The following is a 23,025-nucleotide window of genomic DNA, read 5'->3' as shown; positions in this document are numbered from 1 at the left end:
TCTATGCACTATTTAAAACAAATATTACATCAAGCCGAACAAACTTTTCTAAGGGAAGTAATAACAGATTACCACCTTGCTGATGATATCTATAAAATATGCACACGACATGGAAATGACATCTTTCTAGTTGCAGATGAAAATACAGCAAAACTTTTAAACAAAAACGTATTTAATAAAATTTCTCACTTAATTATCCCGAGCAATACTATTAGGCCTCTTGCAAAACCTCATATCATTTCGGATGCTCCCTACATTTTATCATCCCAGTCCTCCGAGACTGGGATCCAGGAAAAAAAATCAGCGTCACGCGCTGGAATGACACCAACCATGGGTACTAATCTTTCACTTGCCTCTCTTGAAACCATAAATCTAGTTAGAAACAAAGCAAAAGACAGTGACTTAATAGTTGCATTTGGTAGCGGCACCGTTAACGACATCTGCAAATATGCAAGCTACCTCGAGAAAAAAGATTATATATCGTTCCCAACAGCAGCTTCCATGAATGGATATACATCCGCAAATGCTTCAATATTAGTAAATGGATACAAAAAATCGTTCAAAGCACATCTTCCAAGAGCGATATATATAGATATAGACATACTTACCAATGCACCACTGCGCCTCACATTAAGCGGATTTGCAGATTTCATTTGCCGTTCGACAGTTCAGGCTGACTGGCTACTATCTCATTTGTTGCTTGGCACAGAATACAATGAATTACCTTTTACACTTGTTCGCGATTTGGAGCAAATTTTGCTAAGAGAGTATACGGCGCTTACTAAAAGAAGTAGAAAAGTGGTCCTATTACTTATGGAAGTTCTACTAATTTCAGGACTTGGAATGGTAATATCAAAAGGCAGCTATTCTGCAAGCCAAGGAGAGCATATGATAGCTCACGCAATGGAAATGGTAACAAGAGATCATTCCTCACTACATGGCGAAAAAATTTCTGTTACGACGATTACCATGGCTAATTTGCAGGAAAAGATATTATCAATACAAAACCCGATTATCAACCCGACCACTTTAGATGTAAAACATATAACTCAGTGCTTTGATAATATCGAATTTGTAAGAACTTTTGAACAGAAGCAAATTATGCAGCAAAAAATCCAAGAGATTATTTGTAAAGAATGGACTAATATTTCCAATTTAATTAAGCAAAATTTACTACCTGCAAAATACCTGCAAAAAATATTTGAAGATCTATCAATTCCGCACTTACCAGAGCACCTCAGTTGGAATAAAGAACAATATTGTAAAGTGGTCGATCTTGCGTTTGCAACAAGAGATAGATTCACCTTTCTTGACTTAGCTAATTGCATAGAAGAAAGTTAAGTTTTGTAGTGAAATTCTGTCATTTAAAGAGATCATAGGCCAAAAGCTAAACCCTTTTCACAATCTCTTATCCATTTTCCTCTAAACTGTAGACCTAAGTGGATATACAACTGAACGTAACCATTCCAAGTAGCTGACACTGGGTTGCACTATTTCACCAATAGCACTATCTTGCTAAACATAGTTCAGTTCGAGTGGCTGAGGAGGGACTTGAACCCCCGACCAAGAGATTATGATCCTCCTGCTCTACCAACTGAGCTACTCAGCCTAATTGAAAACCTTGCTATATATGTGACCTACATGCTTTGTATAATATTTCAAATCAAACAAAGATTCAAGTTTTTCCGAGTTAATAACCTTAAGTAAAGGTTTATCTTGTTTCAATTCGGCCAGAAAATCACTGTTGTTTTGTTTCACTTTCATTGCATTGCTCTGAACAATTTTATACGCCTCTTCCCTCGCTAAACCACTATTTACTAACTCAAGCAATACACGCTGTGAGAAAACTAAACCTTTTGAAGAATTTAAGTTCTTTTCAATGTTTTCCTTATTGATTACCAATTTATCTATCAAATCTGTTAATCGCACTAAAGCAAAATCCATTGTTATACAAGCATCAGGAGCAATGCATCTTTCCACAGACGAGTGTGATATATCACGTTCGTGCCACAATGCAACATTTTCTAACGCAGGAAAAACATAACTGCGTATTAAACGTGAGAGTCCCGTCAGATTTTCACTTAAAATAGGATTACATTTGTGTGGCATAGCAGAGCTTCCCTTCTGCCCAATGGAAAAATGCTCAGAAATTTCGCCGATTTCAGTTCTTTGCAAATGACGAATTTCAATTGCAATATTTTCTATTGAGCTTGCAATCACTCCCAAAACCGAAAAGAACATGGCATGTCTATCACGAGGAATGACTTGAGACGATATGGTTTCAGGTATGAGTCCCATTTCTTTCGCTACATACTCTTCAATAAACGGATCAACATTTGCAAAATTACCTACTGCACCTGATATTTTACAAATTGAGATCTCTTTTTGCGCGCTAATTAATCTCTGATAATTGCGTTTAAATTCAGCATAAAATCTAGCAAATTTTAATCCAAGAGTTGTTGGTTCTGCATGCATTCCATGACTGCGCCCAACACAAACAATATCTTTATAGTCCTCAGCTTTTTTTTTCAATACTGCAAGTAAATTTTTTAGATTCCCGAGTAAAATATCACATGACTCTTTCAACTGCACCGCAAGGCATGTATCCAAAACATCAGAACTTGTCATTCCATAGTGGAGATAACGAACATCAACTCCCGCTTTTTCAGCAACATATGTCAGAAAAGCTATAACATCATGTTTTACAATGGATTCAATTTCGTTGATACGTTCAATATCAAATTCAATAGCACCAGAGAGCTTCTGAGCAACACTATTTGGAATCACTCCTAACTCTGCTTGAGCTTCACACGCTAATTTTTCTGTTTTAAGCCATATATTAAATTTATTATTTTCCTCCCAAATGGAAGACATTTCTTTTTGGCTATAGCGCGGGATCATTAAATGACCCCCGTCTTATCTTTGAACATGCTAGATCCCAGTGTCACGCACTGGGATGACACCAGCTTAGCCATGGAAGACATTTCTTTACGGCTATAACGAGGGATCATCTTTAATCAGCTTCACCACCATCAGTAGCTTCTTTATTCGCACCTTGCCCTGCCTCTTGTTGCTCAGACTTCTGATTTTGCAACTTTACTTGCCTTAATTCATGCGCATCTGTTTCGGATTTCACGACGTATATAGTAATTGGTACTACTACTTCACTATGTAATTCTACGTTTACTTGGTATTCACCCAAGTTTTTGATGCTTATTCCACCAAAAGATAAACTACGATGATCTATCGCATGTCCTTCTTGTAGTAAAACTTTCGCAATTTCACGTGTTGTTACAGAACCAAAAATTTTACCATCCTCTGAAGCTTGCTTTATCAATACCACAAACTTATCATGTAGTGACAATGCAAGCTCTTTTGCTACATTTAATCTTTTTATATTCTCTTCTTCCAGTAATAAACGTTGCTCCTCTAGCTTTGTTAAATTTTCCTTGGTAGCTTTCACCGCTTTTCTTTGTGGAAAAAGAAAATTACGTGCATAACCTGGTTTAACTTTGACAACTTCACCAAGCTTACCTAAAGTCCTTATATTTTCCTTTAAAATTATCAACATAAATTACCTAAACTTTTTTAGTACAGTAAGGAACAAGAGCTAAAAAACGTGCCCTTATGATCGCTAAGCGTAACTTCCTTTGTTTTTTTGCACATACGCCTGTTAACCTTCTAGGTAATATCCTACCATAGTCAGAGGTAAACTTGGATAATAAATCTGTATTCTTATAATCTATTTCTTCATCTTTAGACGTAGCAAGAGGGCAAACTTTAGAACGCCTAAAGCCAGTCCTATTATTTACAGATACGTAAGAATTATTAAAACTATTTCGTCTTTTCATCATTATGCGTTTTGCTCCTCAATTTGTTTATTCATCATATAAGATTTACCTTCAAAAAATTTATCAACCTGCACAGACAAGTGGCGAATAACGTTCTCATTAAGTTTCATTCTACGCACAAATTCATCCAGAATGTTTGCAGTAGAACTTATGCACATTATACAATAATGACCGCTCTTCATCTTATTTATTGGATATGCAAAATCCAAAAGACCCCAATGTTCATACTTGATTAATCCCGATGCTTCAATGTTTTTCAAAAGCATCTCCAATGCTTTGCTCGATTGAGTTGGACCGTTTATTCTAAAATCTTTCAAAATATCTTGAAAAATCTTTATTAGATATTCTGAAATATTTCTCTTCAAAGCATTTACTGCATTATGGATAAACGCACTTTTAGTAATTTGCTCACTGCCTCCTAGAAATTTTATAAAATCTTGCTTTATTCCTAAATCTTTTAGGTCATCTTTCAACTCTTTATCGATTTTTGACTTCACTTCTTTCAAATTTGAAAGATCTTCTTCCAATTCAACCCATAAAATTTTTGTAAGATCTTCCAAGAAATCAGAGTAAGCAACTAGACCTTCTTTAATGTTTTCAGCACGCGTTTCTAACTCTTGTTTTGTAAGCGTACTATTTTGCCTTTCCATAAGACTCTTGATCTTTTGGAAAATAACATCTGCTTTAATATTTTTCAATGAAACAGCTAGCTCTTGGACCATCTCCTCTACTTCTTGCTGTAATAATCCTTGTTGTGCTATAAAAGTAAATTCATAAAGATTCACTATATCTTCCTTTAATACCGATTAAATATTTCATTATATAAAGCTTTTTTATATAAGCAAGTTATTTGTATTAATTTCTACGCCTTTAATCCAGCTTAAATTAGATATTTCATAAATAACTTGAGGAGCAATTGAGTATGCACCTGGTAATAAGATGCTCACTTTATGTTTTTCGAGAAGAAGTTTTAGCATTATTTTGGTTCTGCCTTTATCTTTTAATATTGCATTTAATTCCATAGCGGCTTTTTGCGAATCCGTGCACTCAGTGGTGAGAACTAATTCCTTTATTGTAGAAGCGATTCTTTTTGTAAACTCAGATATATCCTTGCCTGCTAATCTTGTCGTATTTTCCGAAGCTTCAAGATCAATTATCACAAATGTTCCTGGTGAAAATAAATCTCTTTTTTCTTCTATTATTTCATTATTATAAAATGCTATTTCAGAAACGTTATGGGGATCAGAAAGTGTGAGTATAACAAATCTTCCACGCTCTGAAGTTCTCATACGTGCATTTAATATTACCCCAGCAGTTTTTGCTGTTCTATTTTCTCCGATAAACCCAATATTTAACTTTTCCAGAAGAATTCTAAATTTTTCAAGTGGATGATTAGTTAAATAAAATCCTAGTGAAAATAACTCATGCTCTAATTTTTCCTCTTCATCAAAATTTTCCACATTCTCAAATTTCGGTTTAAGGACATCAAGACTACCAAACAAAGCAGCTTGACTTGATTCCCTATCCTGTTTGTTTTTATTTGCAAAGTAAATCAGCATGTCCATTGACTCATATAGCTGCTTTCTGTTCTTATGCACGCTATCGAATGCCCCGGATTTAATTAGGCTTTCTAGCGCTCTCTTATTTATTATATGACCTGAATTTTGAATGAATTCCCATATGTCCTTATAAGCGCTTGAACGTGTGTTCACTATTCCTTCTGCTATAGAAAAACCAACATTCCTCAAGGCAGCAATACCATAACGTATGCACTCACCCTCTATTGAGAATTCAGCTTGAGACTTGTTTATATCAGGTGGAAGAACGGTAACGCCACTAAACTTTGCTGCATGATAAAATAAATTCAGTTTATCTCTATCATCAATATTTAGATTCATTAGTGCTGTAAAAAATTCTAATGGATAGTTAGCTTTAAGGTAAGCCGTTTGATAAGATATAACCGCATATGCAGCTGCGTGAGATTTATTAAATCCATAACCAGCAAATTTTGCAACAAGGTCAAAGATATAACTTGCCCTGTCATAATCAACGCCATTCTTTGTTGCTCCTTGGATGAAAAGTTCACGTTGTTTATCCATCTCTTCCTTAATTTTCTTACCCATGGCACGTCTCAGCAGATCTGCTTCCCCTAAGCTATACCCGGAAAGAATACGGGCTATTTCCATCACCTGCTCCTGGTAGATTATTACCCCAAATGTTTCTTTTAACACTCCTTCAAGTAACGGATGAATATAATCTGGCTTTTCAAGTCCATGCTTTCTTGCAACATAAGTTGGAATGTTATCCATAGGTCCTGGACGATAAAGGGAAATTAAAGCGATAATATCTTCAATGCAATCTGGCTTTAATTTGATTAAAGCTTCTCTCATTCCCGAACTTTCAAGCTGGAACACTCCAATTGAATCACCGCTAGAGAGAATCTCATAGGTTTTTTGATCATTCAAAGGAACTGAAGAAATATCGATCTTTTTTTCATCACGATTAATTAAACGACATACATGATCTATTAGTGTTAGCGTACCAAGTCCAAGAAAATCAAATTTTATTAACCCAGCTTTCTCCACATATTTCATGCTGTATTGAGTGATTGGCAGAGCCGAATTTGGATCGTAGTACACAGGAACAAAATTTTCCAACTTTTGATCACATATTACAATTCCAGCAGCATGAGTTGAAACGTGACGATATATTCCTTCAAGCTTTAGTGATATATCAAGAAGCTTTGCAATTACCTCATCACTATCCCGTTCTTTCTGCAGGTTTTGATCAAGCTCTATCGCTTGCGATAAAGTTACAGGATTTACTGGATTAAATGGAACCATTTTAGATATTTTATCCACTTGAGAGTAAGGCATTTGCAATACTCTACCAACATCACGCAATACTGCCCTTGCTTGCAATTTTCCAAAAGTGATTATTTGAGCAACATAACCGTACTTTTTCTGAACATAATCAATAACCAGGTCCCTTTTCTCTTGGCAGAAATCGATATCAAAGTCAGGCATTGATACACGATCGGGATTTAAAAACCTTTCAAATATTAGGCCAAACTTTATTGGATCAAGGTCTGTAATCTGTAAGCTCCAAGCAACAATTGATCCAGCACCAGAGCCTCTTCCTGGACCAACTGGAATGCCATTTGCTTTGCTCCAACGAATGAAATCAGAAACTATCAAAAAGTAGCCAGCGTAGTTCATCGAAGTTATTACGCTTAGTTCGTAATTCAGCCGATCGTAGTATTGTTTAAGGTCTATATCTGTCTCATTCGCAATGCGGAATTCTAATCCTGCAACTGCCTGCTCCCTCAGTTCTTCATTCTCAGTTTTATTTTCTCGACAAGGAAATTTAGGCAAGATAGGCTGCCTGCTTCTTGGCATGTAAGAGCACCGCTTAGCTATCACTAAAGTGTTATGAATTGCTTCGGGAATGTCGCTGAACAGTTCCTCCATTTCTGCCACAGATTTGAAGTAATGCTCGGTAGTTAACTTCTTTCTGTTATTCTCCAGGGCATAACTCCCCTCCGATATGCACGTTAATATGTCATAAGCCTCATAATCAGAACTATTTGGAAAAAACACATCGTTCGTTGCAACCAGTGGTACATTGCGCTGATAAGCAAAATCTATTAAAGCTTCTTCAAGCTCTAGCTCTTTATTCAGCCCATGACGCTGCAATTCAACATATAAATGACCATCGAATGCTGAAAGCAGTTTTTCAACCGTTTCTTTATCTTGCCCCAACAATAGTTGAGCCAAATATCCACCGGTTAAAGCGATCAGACCCATACTTAAATTCAATAGCTCATCAAAATCAACGTAAGGAATATCGCTGTTATTCTTGCGCTTTTTAAAAGACTCACTCACCAAAGTGACTAAATTAGTGTACCCTTGCTCATTTTTTGCAAGCAATAATATAGGTAAATTTTGTTCTGAATGTTTAACTATAATATTGCATCCTATTATTAGCTGTATTCCCCTACTTGCTGCATATTCTGAAAATTCGAGCGAGCCAAACAAGTTGCCTGAATCAGTAATTGCAACCGCTGGCATTTTATTTCGCAAACAAAGGCCTATCAGCTCCTCAATTTTAACCGAGCTTTCAAGCAGCGAATAAACACTATGAACACGTAAGTGTATGAACATAAAAAACTTTAGATCAACAAAAAAGGATAACATTAATTTACCCATGAGAACATAATTTCATGAAAACAAAAGCCTATAAAATTCTAAAATTAAAATACAAAAACTTCCTTGACAAACTCCGTCATCCCCCTTATCATGACAGTGAAGCTATTGTATTTGCTTTCGCCAATCTGCAGATTAAAAGGTAAGGATTACTTAATGTATCGGCGTCTTATGTTCAATTTTTTGCAGTATATAGATACTGTATGTCTTTACAAAACTTCATCTACATCTAGATTTTTATCTAAATAAGCTGAACGCGCTTACAAAGCGTTACAAGACATCAAAAAATGCCAATACTCGACAAAGATAGTAAAAGACTAGCTAACTCGGGGATTCTTTGTCTTTTTTTCTGCTTGGTAAATTTCTTAAACATTTGCAGCGTAGGTTAGTTGCAATTAAAAGCAGCTTAATCTCGCTTATCAAGCGTTTAAAACATAAAAAACGCCAATATTTTAAAGCGGATAATAACCCCAGGGCTTCTTTTGCCTTTTTTTTCGCTTGGTAAATTTCTTAATATTTATAGCAACATGAACTGGGCAGGAAGGTGTCATTCCAGTGCTCCTTTTTTTGTCATCCCAGTGCCCAGACACTGGGATCTAGCTAAGTTAGTGAGTGTAAAAGTAGCCAACCTTACGTTAAAACACAACGTTCTTGATGAGATTGCATAAAAACTGGATTCCTTACATCATAGAGGCACTGCCATTATAGAGTGAACCAGTGTCTGGGCACTGGGATGACAAAAAAGGGGCTACTCGGATGACAAAAAAAGGAGCTACTCGGATGACATCATAGGGGCGCTGGAATGACACCATCACAGAGTGAACCAGCGTCATACACACAACTCATCATCCCTTTGGTGACAATGTTTGTTGATGCAAGATTATACCTTGAAAAAATTAAGTTTTAGTGCTATTAAATAGTTGTAAATTTTGTCCCTGTGGTAGCTTTATGAATGTTGAAAGTAAGAAAATACATGATACTAAAATAAAATTACCAATATTTCTTGATTATCAATCTACTACTAAAGTGGATCCACGTGTTTTGGAGGTAATGATACCTTATTTTGGTGAGTTCAGTAATGCACACTCTCGCAGCCATTCATTTGGTTGGACTGCTGAAGAAGCAGTGGAAAAAGCAAGGAAACACATCGCTGATCTGGTGAACGCAGATAGCAAAGAAATTATCTTTACCTCAGGTGCAACTGAGTCAAATAATACAGCAATCAAGGGCATTGCTCACTTTTACAAAAATAAAGGAAATCATATAATAACTGTCTGCACGGAGCATAAGTGTGTTCTGGATTCTTGTCGGCATCTGGAAAATGAAGGCTTTAAAGTTACATATTTGCCTGTTAAGCAAAACGGAATTATAGATTTATCAAAGCTTGAGGAAGCAATTACTGATAAAACAATCCTGGTTTCAGTGATGATGGTAAATAATGAAATCGGAGTAATTCAGCCTGTAAAGGAGATTGGTAAAATATGCAGAAAGCATAATATATTTTTCCATACAGATGCAGCTCAAAGCTTTGGAAAAGTTCCAATTGATGTTAATGAGATGTGCATTGATCTTATGAGTCTCTCTAGCCACAAAATTTATGGACCTATGGGAATAGGCGCATTATATGTCCGTAGAAAGAATCCTCGTGTTAGGCTGATACCATTGATTAGTGGTGGTGGACAAGAAAGAGGTATGCGTTCTGGAACAGTTCCAACACCTCTTGCAGTTGGTTTTGGTGAAGCGGCACGTATCGCTAAAGAAGAAATGGAAACAGAAGCAAGCAAATTGGAAGGACTGAGAGATATTTTGTACAATAAGATAAAAGAAGCATTTCCTGATATCGTTTTAAATGGTGATTATGAAAATAGAATTCCTGGCAACCTAAACTTGAGCTTTCCCTATGTTGAGGGTGAGTCTCTCATCATGGCAATCAAGGATTTAGCAGTAAGTTCTGGTTCTGCGTGCACGTCTGCGTCTCTTGAGCCTTCCTATGTCATACGGTCGCTAAATAATGGCTACGACCTTGAGCATTCATCAATTAGATTTGGCCTAGGCCGATTTACAACTAAAGAAGAAGTTTTGTACGCAGCAGATCTTGTTGCTAAAAATATTGGCCGACTGAGAGAAATGAGCCCACTTTGGGAGATGGTACAAGAAGGAGTAGATTTGAACACCGTGAAATGGGACTTTCATTAAATATATCCATTCAGCCAGTCCAACTGCAAATGCACTTTGAAATTACTCTGTAACCATTCACACTTAATTCTGCAATTCTTTGATCTCACTCATTGAGAGGCCAGTAAACTTAACAATAGTGTTGACATCAACATTATTAGCCAGCATTGCTTTTGCGACTTCAATTTTCCCTTCCTCTTTATCAATTTTTTTACCTTTTTCAGTAGCAAGATCAAGTCTGTATTCAAGAATGGCTTCTTCTTTGCGTAGATCCATTATTCTTTCTTCGTAAGCTACTAAATCTTTTTCGTTCCAACGAAACTTATCAACATATACATTAACTATAATCTGTATACCGCTACACAGGATATGAATAGGAAGTACTTTTTGATTTTACAATACAGCTTGAGATTCAATTTTTATAATTTTCTTGTTGACTAGCGAGACGGTATCTTTTTTTTCGTTTGGTGAATTTCTTAAACATTTATGGCTAAATGACAATCGTCATCCCGCTACGTGTTAGCGGGATCTAGAGATACCGTGACGGTATGACGGTTCGCGGCGGTATAATAACTCGTCATCCCGCTTTGTTAGCGGCTGAGATACCGCGAATGAATTGCGGTATGAAGGTTAAGTATCCCGCTACTTGTTAGCGGCTAAGAGATACCGCGGCGGCATGACGTAGAGCTCGCATTAGCTATAAGATTAGCTAACATTCTGCACATCCATAAAAAACAAACCTTCTTTTTCGTCTTGAACGCTAATAATAGCGTGAGTGTTAAGAGGTAAAGGGTCATTTGTATGTCCATGGCCTACCCCTTTCATTGTAAATACAGGAAAGTTAATACTTTTTGCAAACCTTTCTTTTACAACTTCAACAAGATTATCATTATAACAGTTAACGAAATCCCCAAAGATTACTGCATGCACTCCATCAAAAATGTGAGCTTGTTTTAGGTGATCTAAACTACGCTCTATTGCGTATGGGTAAACTCTTATGTCCTCTAAAAATAGAATTTTACCTTTCGCATTTATTTGCCAAGCAGTTCCTATACTATTTTCAACTAAAGTCATATTACCACCGATGACTTTAGACTCTAATCTGCCATCTTTTAGTCTAATGCCATTGTTTATCATCTTTAGGTTATCAAATCTGATAGAATCCCGCTTGTTAAGAATTAACTCTTTCAATTTTTCAACAGAGCTTTCAGAAACGGAGCTATTTACTATCATTTCCAACATGGTGCCGTGAAGAGTTTGCCAATCATATTTAGCTTGTAGATAGATGTGCAAGGCAGTTATATCGCTATAGCCTATGAGGATTTTTTTGTTTTGAGCAATCCTTTCTTTTTTATCATTGGGTAACTTTTCTAGATAGGGAATTAACCGAGAAGCCCCTTCTCCTCCTCTGATACACCAAATTATTTTACTATCATTAGTTAGTGCACTAACCAAATCATTTGCTCTGAATTCATCAGAGTTGGAATAAAATGGATTGTCATTACTATATATTTTTTCCGAAATATGGGGATTAAAATCCGAAGCTTCTACATATTCTTTTATAGTAGTCAGATCTGATTCTTTTCCCTTGGAAGAAGGAGCAATAATATCAACTCGGTCGATTGCATGAATACCTGTGTTAGCACATAAAGTGAAAATAAAATATAAAAGGTAAATGATCATTAAAATATCTTATAAAACTCTTTTTTTAGTATATCATCCAATTCAGAGAGTGGAACTTTCACTCCTAGTTCTTCCATTGATGTGACGCCATAACCTTGCAGTCCACAAGGAATAATACCCTTATAGTGAGAGAGATCTGGAAAGACGTTAAGCGCTATGCCATGATAAGTTACCCATTTTCTTAAGCGAATACCAAAAGCTGCAATTTTTTTTTCTACTCCATTGTTATTCACCCAAACACCTATTCTATCCTCTTTAAATTCTCCAAGTATATTAAATTGCTTTAAAACATTTATTATCCACTTACTTAGGTCTCTAATATATAGCTTTATGTCGCATTTATTTCTTTTTTTAAGGTTTAACATTAAATATATGATGCGCTGTCCTGGACCATGATATGTGTGTTTACCACCCCTTCCTGTTTTATATATAGGAAATAGTTTTTCAACAATATCATCATCTGTTGCACTGATTCCTGCAGTATAAAGTGGAGGGTGCTGGAGTAGCCATACCAATTCGTCTGCTGAATTATTGTAAATTTGTTGAATTTTTTCTTCCATAGATTTTACGGCACAGTTATAATCAATAAGCTGATTAGATATTAGCCATTCTGTCATGTTCAATTTCTTTTCTTTTTAGTATAGCAGTGCATTCTTTTCCTGTCATCCAAGTGCCCTCTTCTTGTCATTCCAGTGCGTGACACTGGGATCTATATCTTAGTTTAACTACAGAATCTAAAACACTTTTAACTTTTAAACATCTTTCATGAGGCACATATGAATTTCAACATTTTTCAAAGAAAGAAAAGCAGTAAATATTCTGCTTTGCAGCTAATGATGGAACCAAGTTGGAGTAAGCGTGATTATGTAAGTTTTGCTGAGGAAGGTTACATAAAAAATGTTATTGCCTTTCGAGCAATTAATATGATTGCAAGTGCTGCATCTTCGGTAGCTTTTACTCTCTGCCAGCTTACTGAACAGGGAAAATCGCAACTAAAAGCCCATCCATTACTGAAATTACTTTATTCTCCTAATCCAATGACATCAAAATCGGAATTTATTGAGGGGATTGTAACTTATCGGTTAGTTAACGGCAATTCTTATATATTGATGGTTGAGTCGCAGAACAATAGAAAACCACCAACAGAGCTTTATCTTCTGCGCCCTGATAGGATTGAAATTGTTCCAGGGAGAAATAACGTTCCTTATATCTATCGTTATACCATAAATAACAACGGTTATGACTTTAAAGTTGATAAACTAACCGGACGTTCAGCAGTGTTGCACCTAAAGACCTTTAACCCTTTGAATGATTGGTATGGATTATCACCAATTGAGGCAGCTGCATACAGTATAGATCAGCATAATCAGGCGGGTGCTTGGAATCAAGCGATGTTGCAAAATGGGGCAAGACCAAGTGGTGCAATAGTTGTGAAATCAGCGAAGGACGGGAGTGGTGGAAGTTTAAGTCAAGAGCAGTACCAACGCTTAAAAGAGCAAATAAATGATCATTATTCAGGTTCTGTCAATGCTGGAAGACCGATATTGCTTGAAGGAGGCTTGGAGTGGAAAGAAATGAGCTTATCACCAAGGGATATGGATTTTATTGAGTCCAAACACAGTTCAGCTCGTGATATTGCCCTGGCTTTTGGCGTCCCGCCGCAGTTGCTTGGCATACCATGTGATAACACTTATAGCAATTTAGTCGAAGCACGCTTATCCCTCTGGGAACAGACGGTTTTACCAACGCTAGAAAATATTATCTGTCACCTGAATTCTTGGCTAACACCAAAATTTGGCGAGGATCTGTGCTTGTCGTACGACAAAGATGCAATAGAAATTCTCATGGAAAAGAGGCAAAAGTTGTGGAAATACGTAGAAAACGCAAGCTTTATTACACTCAATGAAAAAAGGGAAGCATTTGGCTTGCCACCACTGCCAGGTGGTGATGAGTTAGGTTAAGTTTGATCCGTTCAGTTGTGCGGCTAAAAGACAACTTAAAAGAGTTTAAGTTTTTGCTTTGTACTTTGTAAAATATTAAAAAAATCAGCCAAATTACACCATATTTAGTCTATTTTATCCTATAGTTTTGGGTTTACCGAGGGTTCGTCATTCTGCTACATGTTAGCGGAATCTATCCGCGGCGGTATGACGTAGGGTTGCACTAGCTATAGCAACTTTGTCTGCGCAACCATTTTCTGCCGCACCATTGAACAGATATGCTTGAAGATATCCGTTCAGATGAGTTTATTGTCTCCTAAACCGTACACACCTAACAAGCTACCGCTAGAGCTTGTGAAAAATTCTCTATTTTTATTCCCTTTAATTTACTGGATAAGTTGTCTACAAACAAATCTGATTTAGTACAGATCTGCTCTATTTTTTTAGGAGATAAAGAGGAATCTAATTGATTTGCTATACCAGACACTCCATTTAAAACTACTCCAGCACCATATGGTACATATGACACAGTATATATAGCACCTGACGTAAGATCTAGCAAATTCTGAGAAGCAGTGATCATCTTGTATCCTACTGTATTTTTATCTTTTTCTTTAATCTCCTCAAGTATCTTTGATGCACTATAGGGAATATAAGATATACCAGCTATACCATATAAAGCCCCATTTAAGGCGTACGATACAACTACCGTTGTTGCTGATAGTGCTTTGGCTCCATATTTTGCAGTATAAAGCAATGGCTTAAGGGCATAAGAAATAGTTTTACCTTGTGATTCAGATTCAAGCAACGAATTTAGTTCTTCTTGTGTTGCTGTACATTCGAAAAATTCTTCCTCATCGATTTCTGCAAGATCAATCTCTTCAAAACCCTCATCAATATCTACAGGAGTCACTGTTTCTTTTATAGGGCTAACTTCTACATTACTTCCAATAATACTTGGATTATTAGAACTTCTGCCAAAAAGATTCGAAAACATGCTAAACATTTTTTTTACCTACAACTTAATGCTCATATCAATATATTAACCTAATATTAGCCAGTTGTCAAGCACATATGACTCTTATAAACAGATGTTAGTAAATTAACTATTCCTCTTGCCAACCAGAGCTATGAAGATTTGGTCTACATCAAAACTCATCTTAGGACGCCAAATAGGGCCATCCAAATGCATATCGATATAGATTGGATTACTATAGTTTGGTGGTATGAAAAAGAACCTGAATATAGAAGCTAAAGCGAAGTTAGATAAGGTTAAATTAGAAGAGATCGACCCTGATGCTTGATCAATCCCGAATTGTAAACTAGTTGAACATATACCACTCTTAATACTTGCTTTTCCGCTAATATTTTCAAAAAATGTACTGCCATTATATATATCAACATAAGCAAATGTGGAAATTTCAGACTTATTCTTACTGCTTAACAAATTAGCGATAAATGAATTGAAATCTACATTAGTAACTTCTATTCCCTGCGCTTGTAAGTTTACATCTCCTGATAAGCTATTAGCCCAATCATGAAAACTTTTTCCTTGAGTTTTGATTGCACCACTTAAGCTTATCTGACCATTTACATTGTCAATTCCTATAACCTTACCAATCTTTTTAGTGTCCAAATTTACAATAGAAAATCTTGTATTCATTGAGTCTGATCTTAAATAACCCTGAAAAAACACTTGCCCGTGTTCTAATACGTAACTTGCCTGTCTGATAGTGATAACGTTGTTTCTCATTACCGCATCCAAATTAAAATCTTTCAAAACATTCTGCTCGGTTTTAAATTCCGCAGTATTGATTTGCACATTTGCATCAAAGCCTTCTTTATCATCCAAAAAATCAAGCTGCTTTGTTGACCATTGAATTTGATCTATCTCGTTTCTTGAATTTCTTTTTACCTCTACTAAATTTGGTAATTTAAAGATATTTCCATTAAATTTATTGCCCGTAAGGTTCACATCTAATAAAGGTTTGGCGTATTTTTGATCTACTAATATTTTTGCATTACCGGTAATATCGAAATCTTCTCCAGATAGTTTTATTTTATCTGCAACTAGCTTACCTTTTTCCATTTTCAGCAAAAAATCCAAATTTTTAATTTTCGTATCATTCAATGTAAGGTTATTAACACTGGCCTTTATATTTGCATCATACTGAAAATTTTTCAGCCGTTGCATTTTAGATAAACTGCTAAATAATGAATGATCATATTTATCTGCATCAAGATTATGCATGCTAAATTTACCATCAATCACACTGAGTTTTTTTGTGTGGCTTACTCTAATTGACCCTTGCAAGGATTCCTTATTATTTAGCAGTCTAATGTCTGAGATAGATAATATTCTTGGTGCAAGGTGCAGTTTAGAACTTAGTGTAAATTGATTTTTCTGGTTTTCTTTCATCTTTATAGAAGGAAAAAAACATGAAATGAATGACTCAAAATCATTTCCTTCTACTAACAAATCACCGTTGAATTCAGATAGGACATTATTGTTTGAGATCTCTCCTGATAAGTAAGATATATTATTGATTCCAGGAAATTTAAGAAGCGTATTAACTTTTACTTTGCCATCAGTGGATTTTAGTACAGCACGGAAATTGTCCAATATTTTGTTTTGATATTGAATGTTAGAAGCTTCCATATTAAAATTTAAGCTTAAGTTCTTTGGCACAACTGCTCTAAAGCATTCCAGAAGGTCTTTCATATTCGTTGTTCTTTGTGAATCATTTTGTATGGAATCTAAGTCAACTTTGCTGAAGCTAATATTGAGATTAGTGTGATCGCCTTTTCTATCATTTTGTATTGTACCACTGGCTTGCATGCTTTTGGAATCAATTTTCAAGTCAGTTACCGTAAACTCATTTTCATCGAGGTTGATATTAGATGATATCTCAATATTTTCACTAGGAATAACACAAGAGAGAAAGCTAAGATTAATGATTTTTGCTAAATCACTCACAGAACTGGAACTATTATTAATCGTTAGTGTTAAATTACCCTGGAGTTCTTCTTGATTTCTATTACCTGTAAATAGCAAATTTACAAAATTTGATTCAACACTAATGTATGCATTCTTTTTTGTGATATTAACCTTTCCTGAAAAATCGTAATTATTATCACCTACCTTTACTTTACCAGAGAATTGCCTATTTTTTTTTGCAGTAACTTCCTTTATATTAACAATGCTGCTATAATTAGCGAAATCATTCTTAAAACTTACTTGGCTATCTTTTATTACTATATCGACTGTGTTACCACTGGCTTTTGTATTTATAATATTAATTAAATTTTCTTTATTGCTTTTCATGCCAAACAATGTGATTGACTTTGGTTGCAACGAGAATAAAAGCAACGATAGGAACGATGGCCTTATTTCAATTTTTCTTACACTAATTAAATCTGATAGTTTTTGCTCTTTATTTTCGTTGTATTGTATATATACATTATGAATAGTGAGCTTTGGAGTAATGAGTGAAACTTTAATTTTCCCTCCAATATGCACTTTAGCATCATACGTTCTCTCCAACTCTTTTATGATATATTTCCTGTAGCCACTCCAATCCTTAAAAGTTGCAGCAACGTGCATGAGAATTAATAGCAGCGAGATTGATAATATGGCATATATCGAGAGCTTCATAGTTTATACATGTTTTAAATTATCCAAACTTCCTCTAAAAGTTAGGTAAAGAATACCAAAATAAACAATAACACTCAAAGCTATTAAAGTCGTTAAATAAACAATACGAGCCAATATTTTATCAAAAAATAATCCTGCCAACAAAGAATTAAAAATATAAAGGGCTATTGACATGACTACCGTTGCTACAAAAATTTTCATGATATTTAACAATAACGCTTGGCTAACCTTATACATTTTATTTATTGTTAAATAACTAATTAATAGAATGGAGTTTATCCAAGTGGAAACGGAAGTAGCGATAGCAATCCCCGTGTACTGATACTCGTTCATTAACAAAAGGTTTAGCACTACATTAATTCCAAGGCACATTAGTGAGAACATAGTTGGTATTTTTAGATTGCCTTTAGCAAAAAACGTGGGTAGCAATACTTTATTTATAATAAATGCAGGTAAAGAAAGAGAAAATGCTATTAACGTGGGAGCAGTTTGCTGCACTGCATAATGATCAAACCGGCCGTAAGAAAAAAGCGTAAGTAAAATTATGTCGGGAATAATAATAAAGGCAGCAGTTGTTGGCATAATTAACATTAATCCTATGTTGAGAGCCTTGTTCTGTATTTTGACTATATTTTCAGTATTATTTACCTGTTTTGAAATTAAAGGAAGAAGCACTGTACCGATTGCAGTACCGATTATTCCCTGCGGTAGTTGATTTAGTCTATCGGCATAATATATATAGGACACCGCATTTGGTATAAAACTCGCCATGATTGTGTCAATCCATACACTTATTTGAGTTACACAATTGTTGATAATTGCAGGTATCACACGCTTAAAAAACAACCTTACTTCATTGCTTAATTCAAGGCTAAAAGAAAAAGCTGCCTTTAACTTGTATGCACTAAATAGTATCAAAAGTAGCTGGAAAATTCCTCCTATAAGGACAGCTATAGAAAGTTTGTGCGCTGGAGTTTTTACGTAAGGCACAAACAAACTGATGATTAAACAGAGATTCAAAACGATTGGTGCAATAGCTGTTGAAGCAAAATGCTGCTTTACTTGCAGCATTCCACCAATAAGTGATGCAATTGAAACAAAGATTATGTAGGGCATCATAATTCTTGATAAAGTAACAGTAAGGGTAAACTTACTTTGGTCAAATCCAGGAGCAAAAATTTGAATCATATAAGGGGAGAAAGTTTGCATGATAAGGCAAAAAATTACTAAGATAATAAACGTAATGGATATTACACTACTTGCAAAATTAAATGCCTTTTTATCATCGTGTGATTCTGTTGAATATAACGGTATAAAGGACGTGGTAAATGCTCCCTCTGCAAAAAATGCGCGAAATAGATTGGCAAAACGAAACGAAGAAAAAAATATGTCTGCAAGAGAGTTTGCACCAATAACCGTAGCAATTAATACATCTCTTATTAACCCTGAGATCCTTGAAATAGCCGTAAAAAAACTAAATGTGAAAATACTTTTAAACATACCACTACTTCATTAGTATCAATACAATTAACTATAATAGTAAAAGTATCAATGAAAATATTTATTGGCTAAACTTAAAACCCTCTACAAAAGGAGAGTTAAATAATCAATTGACTATTTGCGCTCGTATGTTAGATATTTTATATCTTGGCGGGCGTAGCTCAGTTGGTAGAGCGTCAGTTTGTGGTACTGAATGTCGCCAGTTCAATCCTGGTCGCTCGCCCCACTAAAATTTTCTGCTTTACAGAAATATGAACAAATGGTAATATATCAATTAATTAGGGAGAGTATATGGATGACAACACTAAAGGTTTTTTAATATTCTGCAGTGCAGCATCAGTAATAGGTGCACTTACAGGTTTGGGATTGAGTTTCACAGCTTTGTCACCTTTGGTTATAGGTGGAATTGTTGCTGACGTTCCTGTAATATTACTCGCTGCATATGGTATATGCAAAGTAGAATTCTACAAGAAAGATCTTTTCGAGATGGCCGTTTCATGCGTTGCAAGCGCTGCAATTGGAGTTGGCCTTGCTGCAGCCGCAACTGCTATTTTTCCTGGTGCAATTCTTGGAATGGGCTCTGCAGCTTTAGCAGGTGCAACAATAGGAGTAATTGCGCCAATTATAGCGTTTCTTGCAATGGAAAATATTATAGTACCAATAGCTAAAAAAGTGAATGAGCACATTATATCACCTATAATTTAGCACTTTTCTTCAAAAGGGGAGGGGTACGAATCACTTTAAACCAATTAAGTAAGGTTTCTGCTTTCTGTTATTCTAGTGTGCAGCATATAGCTGTACGAACATTTGTTTGCAAAGGCAGTGTGTTAAGTGTTATAGCCGGTTTTGCCTCAAACACAAAGGCAGTGCCTGGACTCTTGCTTCAATGTTAAACAAAATACCATAGAATTCAAAATGCAAAAAAAATGTTCAACATTGTATCAGGAGTCTAGAAATATATGTATCCGTTCAGAGGTGTAGCTTAAGAGACAATAGATAGAAGGTTTTGAAAGGGATTAAGATTCTTTTGTTTCCAAATCAGGTATAACGAGATTATCGGGAGTGTTAAATAAACCATACGCGTCAAGTTAAGGGAAAGTAGCATAAGGAAAAAGAAAAGTGGTAAAAATTATTTTAGATATTAAGTAATAAAGCTAGTAATTTATAGACTCTTCTAAAAGAATTATCTTATTTTAGATCAAAATTTCCCAAAAAATAAATGTAACAAACAAGATACCCACTTTAAATGGTGCTATATTGGGCCTTAACTTGACGCGTATGGTTTATTTAACACTCCCACTATGGCTATACCTAATTGGGCTTTAACTATATCTCAACTTGATATTTTCTTTCCTGGTAGATTGAAAATTGAGTTGAGTTAAAAATGCGGTTTGACACACTTTTTTGAACATTCCCTAACCTCAATTTACATTAAAATACTTTTATTAGTATCTTTTTCTTGTGACTCAGCAATACGTTTAGCCCAATCCAGTGGCCTTTTATTTCTGTTACCTAATGCAATTCTATTGCGATCATAACTATCAGTGTGTTCCGTTAAAGTATCTTTTCTTTCTTCTTCTATTACTCCAATTTTCAGTTGTGCTTCATCTTTCTCTAGTAATTTATATAGATTACTATTTTTATCTACAATTGAATTAGTGTCATTGTTTTCTTGTTCTGCCACTGTTTTTATGTCTGTTGAACTGTCTTTTAACAATCCTGCTGCTAATAAATGTTCTTTGGTTTGTTCACTAATTCCTTTTTGATCCACTGGTTTTAGTGGGAACTTCTGAGTTTCTTTATCCAACTTACTGGTAAATTCCGTAAGTAGAGTGTCATCTCTTTGTTCAACATTCATTAGGCTCGCTTTTAACTGTCCAGGATTTACTTGAGATTGTCCATGATTGGCATGAGTTGGAGATGAATAGCCCGAATCATTTGTTTTTACATCTGTTGAGCTGTCTTTTAGCAATCCTGCTGCTAATAAATGTTCTTTGGTTTGTTCACTAATTCCTTTTTGATCCACCGGTTTTAGTGGGAACTTCTGAGTTTCTTTATCCAACTTACTGATAAATTCCGTAAGTAGAGTGTCATCCCTTTGTTCAACATTCATTAGGCTCGCTTTTAACTGTCCAGGATTTACTTGAGATTGTCCATGATTGGCATGAGTTGGAGATGAATAGCCCGAATCGTTTGTTTTTACATCTGTTGAACTGTCTTTTAGCAACCCATCTTCTTTATCTTGTGACAGTTTATCAGTAGGATCAACTTGCCTTAATCCTCTATTATCTTGCTGTGATCTATCTCTGATTTCTTTAAGAAGATTTTCAGGTGGAGTTTGGTCACTTTGTTCAATGTTCTCTAAGCTCCTCTTTGGCTGCTCAGGATCTACTTGAGGTTGAGCATGAATTTGAGGTGAATAGCCCGAGTCACTTTTGCTATTGGGTTTTTGAACAGAAAGTGGCTGTTTACTTTCTTCCCACTCAGCATCACTAGCACCACAGTTATCACTGTCATGTTCATGTATATTTGAATAAGGCAAGTAAGGAACTTTGTCCTTTAATGTTTCTAATATAGAAGACGTTGATTCATTTTTCCTGCCTCCTTCCATTGATGCTCCGCTACCATCAACAACACCAGTGCGCCGTAAGCTGTTTCTCTTGAAATTTCTGATGTCTTGTAATAGATCGCCTTTGCTATTTCCTTCTTGTTGCTGGGTTTTAGGTTGTTGCTGATTATTAGGTGTTTGCTCACTTCTATCTGGTTTTTGGCTTCCAGGTACAGCATGTCCAAATGTAGGATTGTCATACCGTTCATCTTTTTGCCTATTATCTTGATTGTGGCTTACAGACTTGGTGAAAGTAGAACTGTCCGAAGGATCAGAAGTTGCACCTTTTTGCTGATTATTAGGTGTTGGATTATTCTGTTTATCTCTTTGCCCACCATCTTGGCTCACAGGCTTGGCAGAGGCATTCCTCCCTTGCTCATTGACAACATTTTCTTTAGGTGGAAGTGAACTAGTTCTAAGTGGTGGCAGCGGAGGGGTCTGAGACCCAGTTTCTCGATTCATATGAGTAGCTTGGTGTTTTTGAACAGGTTTTTTGACCTCTTGCTCAATATCTCTACTGTTACTTTTTATTGCGATTTCAGATGATTTGTTAAGGACTTGATTGTCTTTTCCGTCATGTTGCACCTCATTCACTTTTCCTTTTTCCCTGAATTTTATTTCATGCAAGAATAAACCACCTATTTTTACGTCTTGATTTACTTCTAATTGCTTCTTTAATTGCTCCGTAACACTGTTAGGTTCAATAAGGTCTACACCTTCTTTATCAATATTGACTTTAATAGTACACTTTTCCCCATTCACATACCAATTTAGCGTCATTTCATATGAACCATCGGTTACAACATAATGTCTTATTTTTTTCCCTCCTTCCTCGGCAACAAAACCATGCATTCCGCTCTTTCCATCACTATGCAACGTTGAAAATCCCGAGATTCCATTCTTCTGACAAAAATCACTGTTTAAAAATTCGCTGATTTTGAACTCTTTCTTGTTATCCTCCAGTGTAATACTAGCATGATTACCGTATATTGAAACTTTTTTATCTTTAACATCATCATTAATGTTATTAGCATTAGTAATATATTTATTCAACTCTTCTTTAGCTTTATCTTCAAGCTCTTGTCTAGCTGTCTTGTCGCATTCCTGAAGAATAACTCCACATGCTTTATTTTTGTCTTTATCTTCGTTCCAATCCCAATCGGCGCATTCTATTAAAAACTTTACTGTGTTAAAATCAACTCTAGCATTATAAATTGGGTCGTCCTTTTTATCAAATAAAGGAAAAAATTCTTGAATGCGCTCATTATAAATGTGTTCTTGTTGTGTATCGTTAGTGTTCATATACCCCTCACTAATAACCCTCTGCCTTTAGTTCTAGCTAATATAATTATCACGAGCATTGGTTGAATTTTTATTAAGGAAGGTTGTGTTGTTACTCAGATGGCAA

At 35.5% G+C, this 23,025-nt stretch carries 15 protein-coding genes, 2 tRNA genes and 1 pseudogene; 5 read left to right on the top strand and 13 right to left on the bottom strand.

The genetic code is table 11. From position 1 onward, the window contains the following. Positions 1-3: 3 nt before the first annotated feature. Positions 4-1,341, top strand: a complete 1,338-nt coding sequence (locus AAGD91_RS03765; RefSeq protein ID WP_341820659.1) for an iron-containing alcohol dehydrogenase — start codon at positions 4-6, stop codon at positions 1,339-1,341. 195 nt (positions 1,342-1,536) lie between these two features. Here AAGD91_RS03765 and AAGD91_RS03760 read toward each other — a convergent pair. The 6 genes from AAGD91_RS03760 to dnaE all read right to left on the bottom strand — a co-directional run bounded on the left by AAGD91_RS03760 (position 1,537) and on the right by dnaE (position 8,014). Further along, a tRNA-Met gene (locus tag AAGD91_RS03760) sits at positions 1,537-1,609 on the bottom strand. Then, the gene (gene purB, locus AAGD91_RS03755) at positions 1,609-2,901 is read right to left on the bottom strand and encodes an adenylosuccinate lyase (RefSeq protein ID WP_341820658.1); all 1,293 of its coding nucleotides are present in this window, start codon (positions 2,899-2,901) and stop codon (positions 1,609-1,611) included. Before purB ends, AAGD91_RS03760 begins: the two co-directional genes overlap by 1 nt. 112 nt (positions 2,902-3,013) lie before the next feature. Then, positions 3,014-3,571, bottom strand: a complete 558-nt coding sequence (rplI, locus tag AAGD91_RS03750; RefSeq protein WP_341820657.1) for a 50S ribosomal protein L9 — start codon at positions 3,569-3,571, stop codon at positions 3,014-3,016. Positions 3,572-3,578: 7 nt separating this feature from the next. Next, positions 3,579-3,854: a 30S ribosomal protein S18 gene (gene rpsR, locus AAGD91_RS03745; RefSeq protein WP_341820656.1), complete on the bottom strand. Its 276-nt coding sequence runs from the start codon at positions 3,852-3,854 to the stop codon at positions 3,579-3,581. Then, positions 3,854-4,636: a 30S ribosomal protein S6 gene (rpsF, locus tag AAGD91_RS03740; protein ID WP_341820655.1), complete on the bottom strand. Its 783-nt coding sequence runs from the start codon at positions 4,634-4,636 to the stop codon at positions 3,854-3,856. The genes rpsR and rpsF overlap by 1 nt, the downstream gene beginning before the upstream one ends. A 48-nt stretch (positions 4,637-4,684) precedes the next feature. Continuing rightward, positions 4,685-8,014: a DNA polymerase III subunit alpha gene (gene dnaE, locus AAGD91_RS03735; RefSeq protein ID WP_341821511.1), complete on the bottom strand. Its 3,330-nt coding sequence runs from the start codon at positions 8,012-8,014 to the stop codon at positions 4,685-4,687. Between the two features lie 990 nt (positions 8,015-9,004). Here dnaE and AAGD91_RS03730 point away from each other — a divergent pair. Then, positions 9,005-10,252 (top strand): IscS subfamily cysteine desulfurase, encoded by a 1,248-nt coding sequence (locus AAGD91_RS03730; protein WP_341820654.1) that lies wholly within the window; start codon positions 9,005-9,007, stop codon positions 10,250-10,252. A gap of 63 nt (positions 10,253-10,315) precedes the next feature. Here AAGD91_RS03730 and AAGD91_RS03725 read toward each other — a convergent pair. The 3 genes and pseudogenes from AAGD91_RS03725 to lipB form a co-directional block, all read right to left on the bottom strand. Continuing rightward, positions 10,316-10,561 (bottom strand): annotated as a pseudogene (locus AAGD91_RS03725) (transposase); the annotation flags it as partial. Between the two features lie 375 nt (positions 10,562-10,936). After that, the gene (locus AAGD91_RS03720; RefSeq protein ID WP_341820653.1) at positions 10,937-11,914 is read right to left on the bottom strand and encodes an LD-carboxypeptidase; all 978 of its coding nucleotides are present in this window, start codon (positions 11,912-11,914) and stop codon (positions 10,937-10,939) included. Then, positions 11,914-12,531, bottom strand: coding sequence for a lipoyl(octanoyl) transferase LipB (gene lipB / locus AAGD91_RS03715; protein ID WP_253309637.1), 618 nt, complete (start codon positions 12,529-12,531; stop codon positions 11,914-11,916). Before lipB ends, AAGD91_RS03720 begins: the two co-directional genes overlap by 1 nt. A gap of 159 nt (positions 12,532-12,690) precedes the next feature. Here lipB and AAGD91_RS03710 point away from each other — a divergent pair, with 159 nt between their 5' ends. Then, positions 12,691-13,875 (top strand): phage portal protein, encoded by a 1,185-nt coding sequence (locus AAGD91_RS03710; RefSeq protein WP_341820652.1) that lies wholly within the window; start codon positions 12,691-12,693, stop codon positions 13,873-13,875. A 310-nt stretch (positions 13,876-14,185) separates the two neighbouring features. Here AAGD91_RS03710 and AAGD91_RS03705 read toward each other — a convergent pair whose 3' ends face one another. From AAGD91_RS03705 to murJ, 3 genes are all read right to left on the bottom strand, one after another. Then, positions 14,186-14,860, bottom strand: coding sequence for a hypothetical protein (locus tag AAGD91_RS03705; protein ID WP_341820651.1), 675 nt, complete (start codon positions 14,858-14,860; stop codon positions 14,186-14,188). A gap of 96 nt (positions 14,861-14,956) precedes the next feature. Further along, positions 14,957-17,509 (bottom strand): AsmA-like C-terminal region-containing protein, encoded by a 2,553-nt coding sequence (locus tag AAGD91_RS03700; protein ID WP_341820650.1) that lies wholly within the window; start codon positions 17,507-17,509, stop codon positions 14,957-14,959. Positions 17,510-17,512: 3 nt separating this feature from the next. After that, positions 17,513-19,009: a murein biosynthesis integral membrane protein MurJ gene (gene murJ / locus AAGD91_RS03695; RefSeq protein WP_341820649.1), complete on the bottom strand. Its 1,497-nt coding sequence runs from the start codon at positions 19,007-19,009 to the stop codon at positions 17,513-17,515. Positions 19,010-19,159: 150 nt separating this feature from the next. On the opposite strand from murJ, the gene AAGD91_RS03690 reads away from it, so the two are divergent. Continuing rightward, positions 19,160-19,235 (top strand) — tRNA-His (locus AAGD91_RS03690). Positions 19,236-19,300: 65 nt separating this feature from the next. Then, positions 19,301-19,714 (top strand): hypothetical protein, encoded by a 414-nt coding sequence (locus tag AAGD91_RS03685; RefSeq protein WP_341820648.1) that lies wholly within the window; start codon positions 19,301-19,303, stop codon positions 19,712-19,714. Positions 19,715-20,435: 721 nt separating this feature from the next. Here AAGD91_RS03685 and AAGD91_RS03680 read toward each other — a convergent pair. Continuing rightward, entirely contained in the window at positions 20,436-22,919 is a 2,484-nt protein-coding gene (locus tag AAGD91_RS03680; RefSeq protein ID WP_341820647.1) for a hypothetical protein, read from the bottom strand. Between the last annotated feature and the right edge of the window lie 106 nt (positions 22,920-23,025).

The organism is Wolbachia endosymbiont (group A) of Myopa testacea, assembly GCF_964027115.1.
Lineage (GTDB): Bacteria > Pseudomonadota > Alphaproteobacteria > Rickettsiales > Anaplasmataceae > Wolbachia.
This window is presented reverse-complemented; position numbering and strand designations above follow the sequence as displayed.

Coding starts and splice junctions, on each gene's coding strand:
- AAGD91_RS03710 (WP_341820652.1), top strand. CDS start 12,691: ATGAATTTCAACATTTTTCAAAGAAAGAAAAGCAGTAAATATTCTGCT.
- AAGD91_RS03720 (WP_341820653.1), bottom strand. CDS start 11,914: ATGATCATTTACCTTTTATATTTTATTTTCACTTTATGTGCTAACACA.
- AAGD91_RS03680 (WP_341820647.1), bottom strand. CDS start 22,919: ATGAACACTAACGATACACAACAAGAACACATTTATAATGAGCGCATT.
- rplI (WP_341820657.1), bottom strand. CDS start 3,571: ATGTTGATAATTTTAAAGGAAAATATAAGGACTTTAGGTAAGCTTGGT.
- murJ (WP_341820649.1), bottom strand. CDS start 19,009: ATGTTTAAAAGTATTTTCACATTTAGTTTTTTTACGGCTATTTCAAGG.
- purB (WP_341820658.1), bottom strand. CDS start 2,901: ATGATCCCGCGCTATAGCCAAAAAGAAATGTCTTCCATTTGGGAGGAA.
- AAGD91_RS03700 (WP_341820650.1), bottom strand. CDS start 17,509: ATGAAGCTCTCGATATATGCCATATTATCAATCTCGCTGCTATTAATT.
- AAGD91_RS03685 (WP_341820648.1), top strand. CDS start 19,301: ATGGATGACAACACTAAAGGTTTTTTAATATTCTGCAGTGCAGCATCA.
- rpsR (WP_341820656.1), bottom strand. CDS start 3,854: ATGATGAAAAGACGAAATAGTTTTAATAATTCTTACGTATCTGTAAAT.
- lipB (WP_253309637.1), bottom strand. CDS start 12,531: ATGACAGAATGGCTAATATCTAATCAGCTTATTGATTATAACTGTGCC.
- dnaE (WP_341821511.1), bottom strand. CDS start 8,014: ATGTTCATACACTTACGTGTTCATAGTGTTTATTCGCTGCTTGAAAGC.
- AAGD91_RS03730 (WP_341820654.1), top strand. CDS start 9,005: ATGAATGTTGAAAGTAAGAAAATACATGATACTAAAATAAAATTACCA.
- AAGD91_RS03705 (WP_341820651.1), bottom strand. CDS start 14,860: ATGTTTAGCATGTTTTCGAATCTTTTTGGCAGAAGTTCTAATAATCCA.
- AAGD91_RS03765 (WP_341820659.1), top strand. CDS start 4: ATGCACTATTTAAAACAAATATTACATCAAGCCGAACAAACTTTTCTA.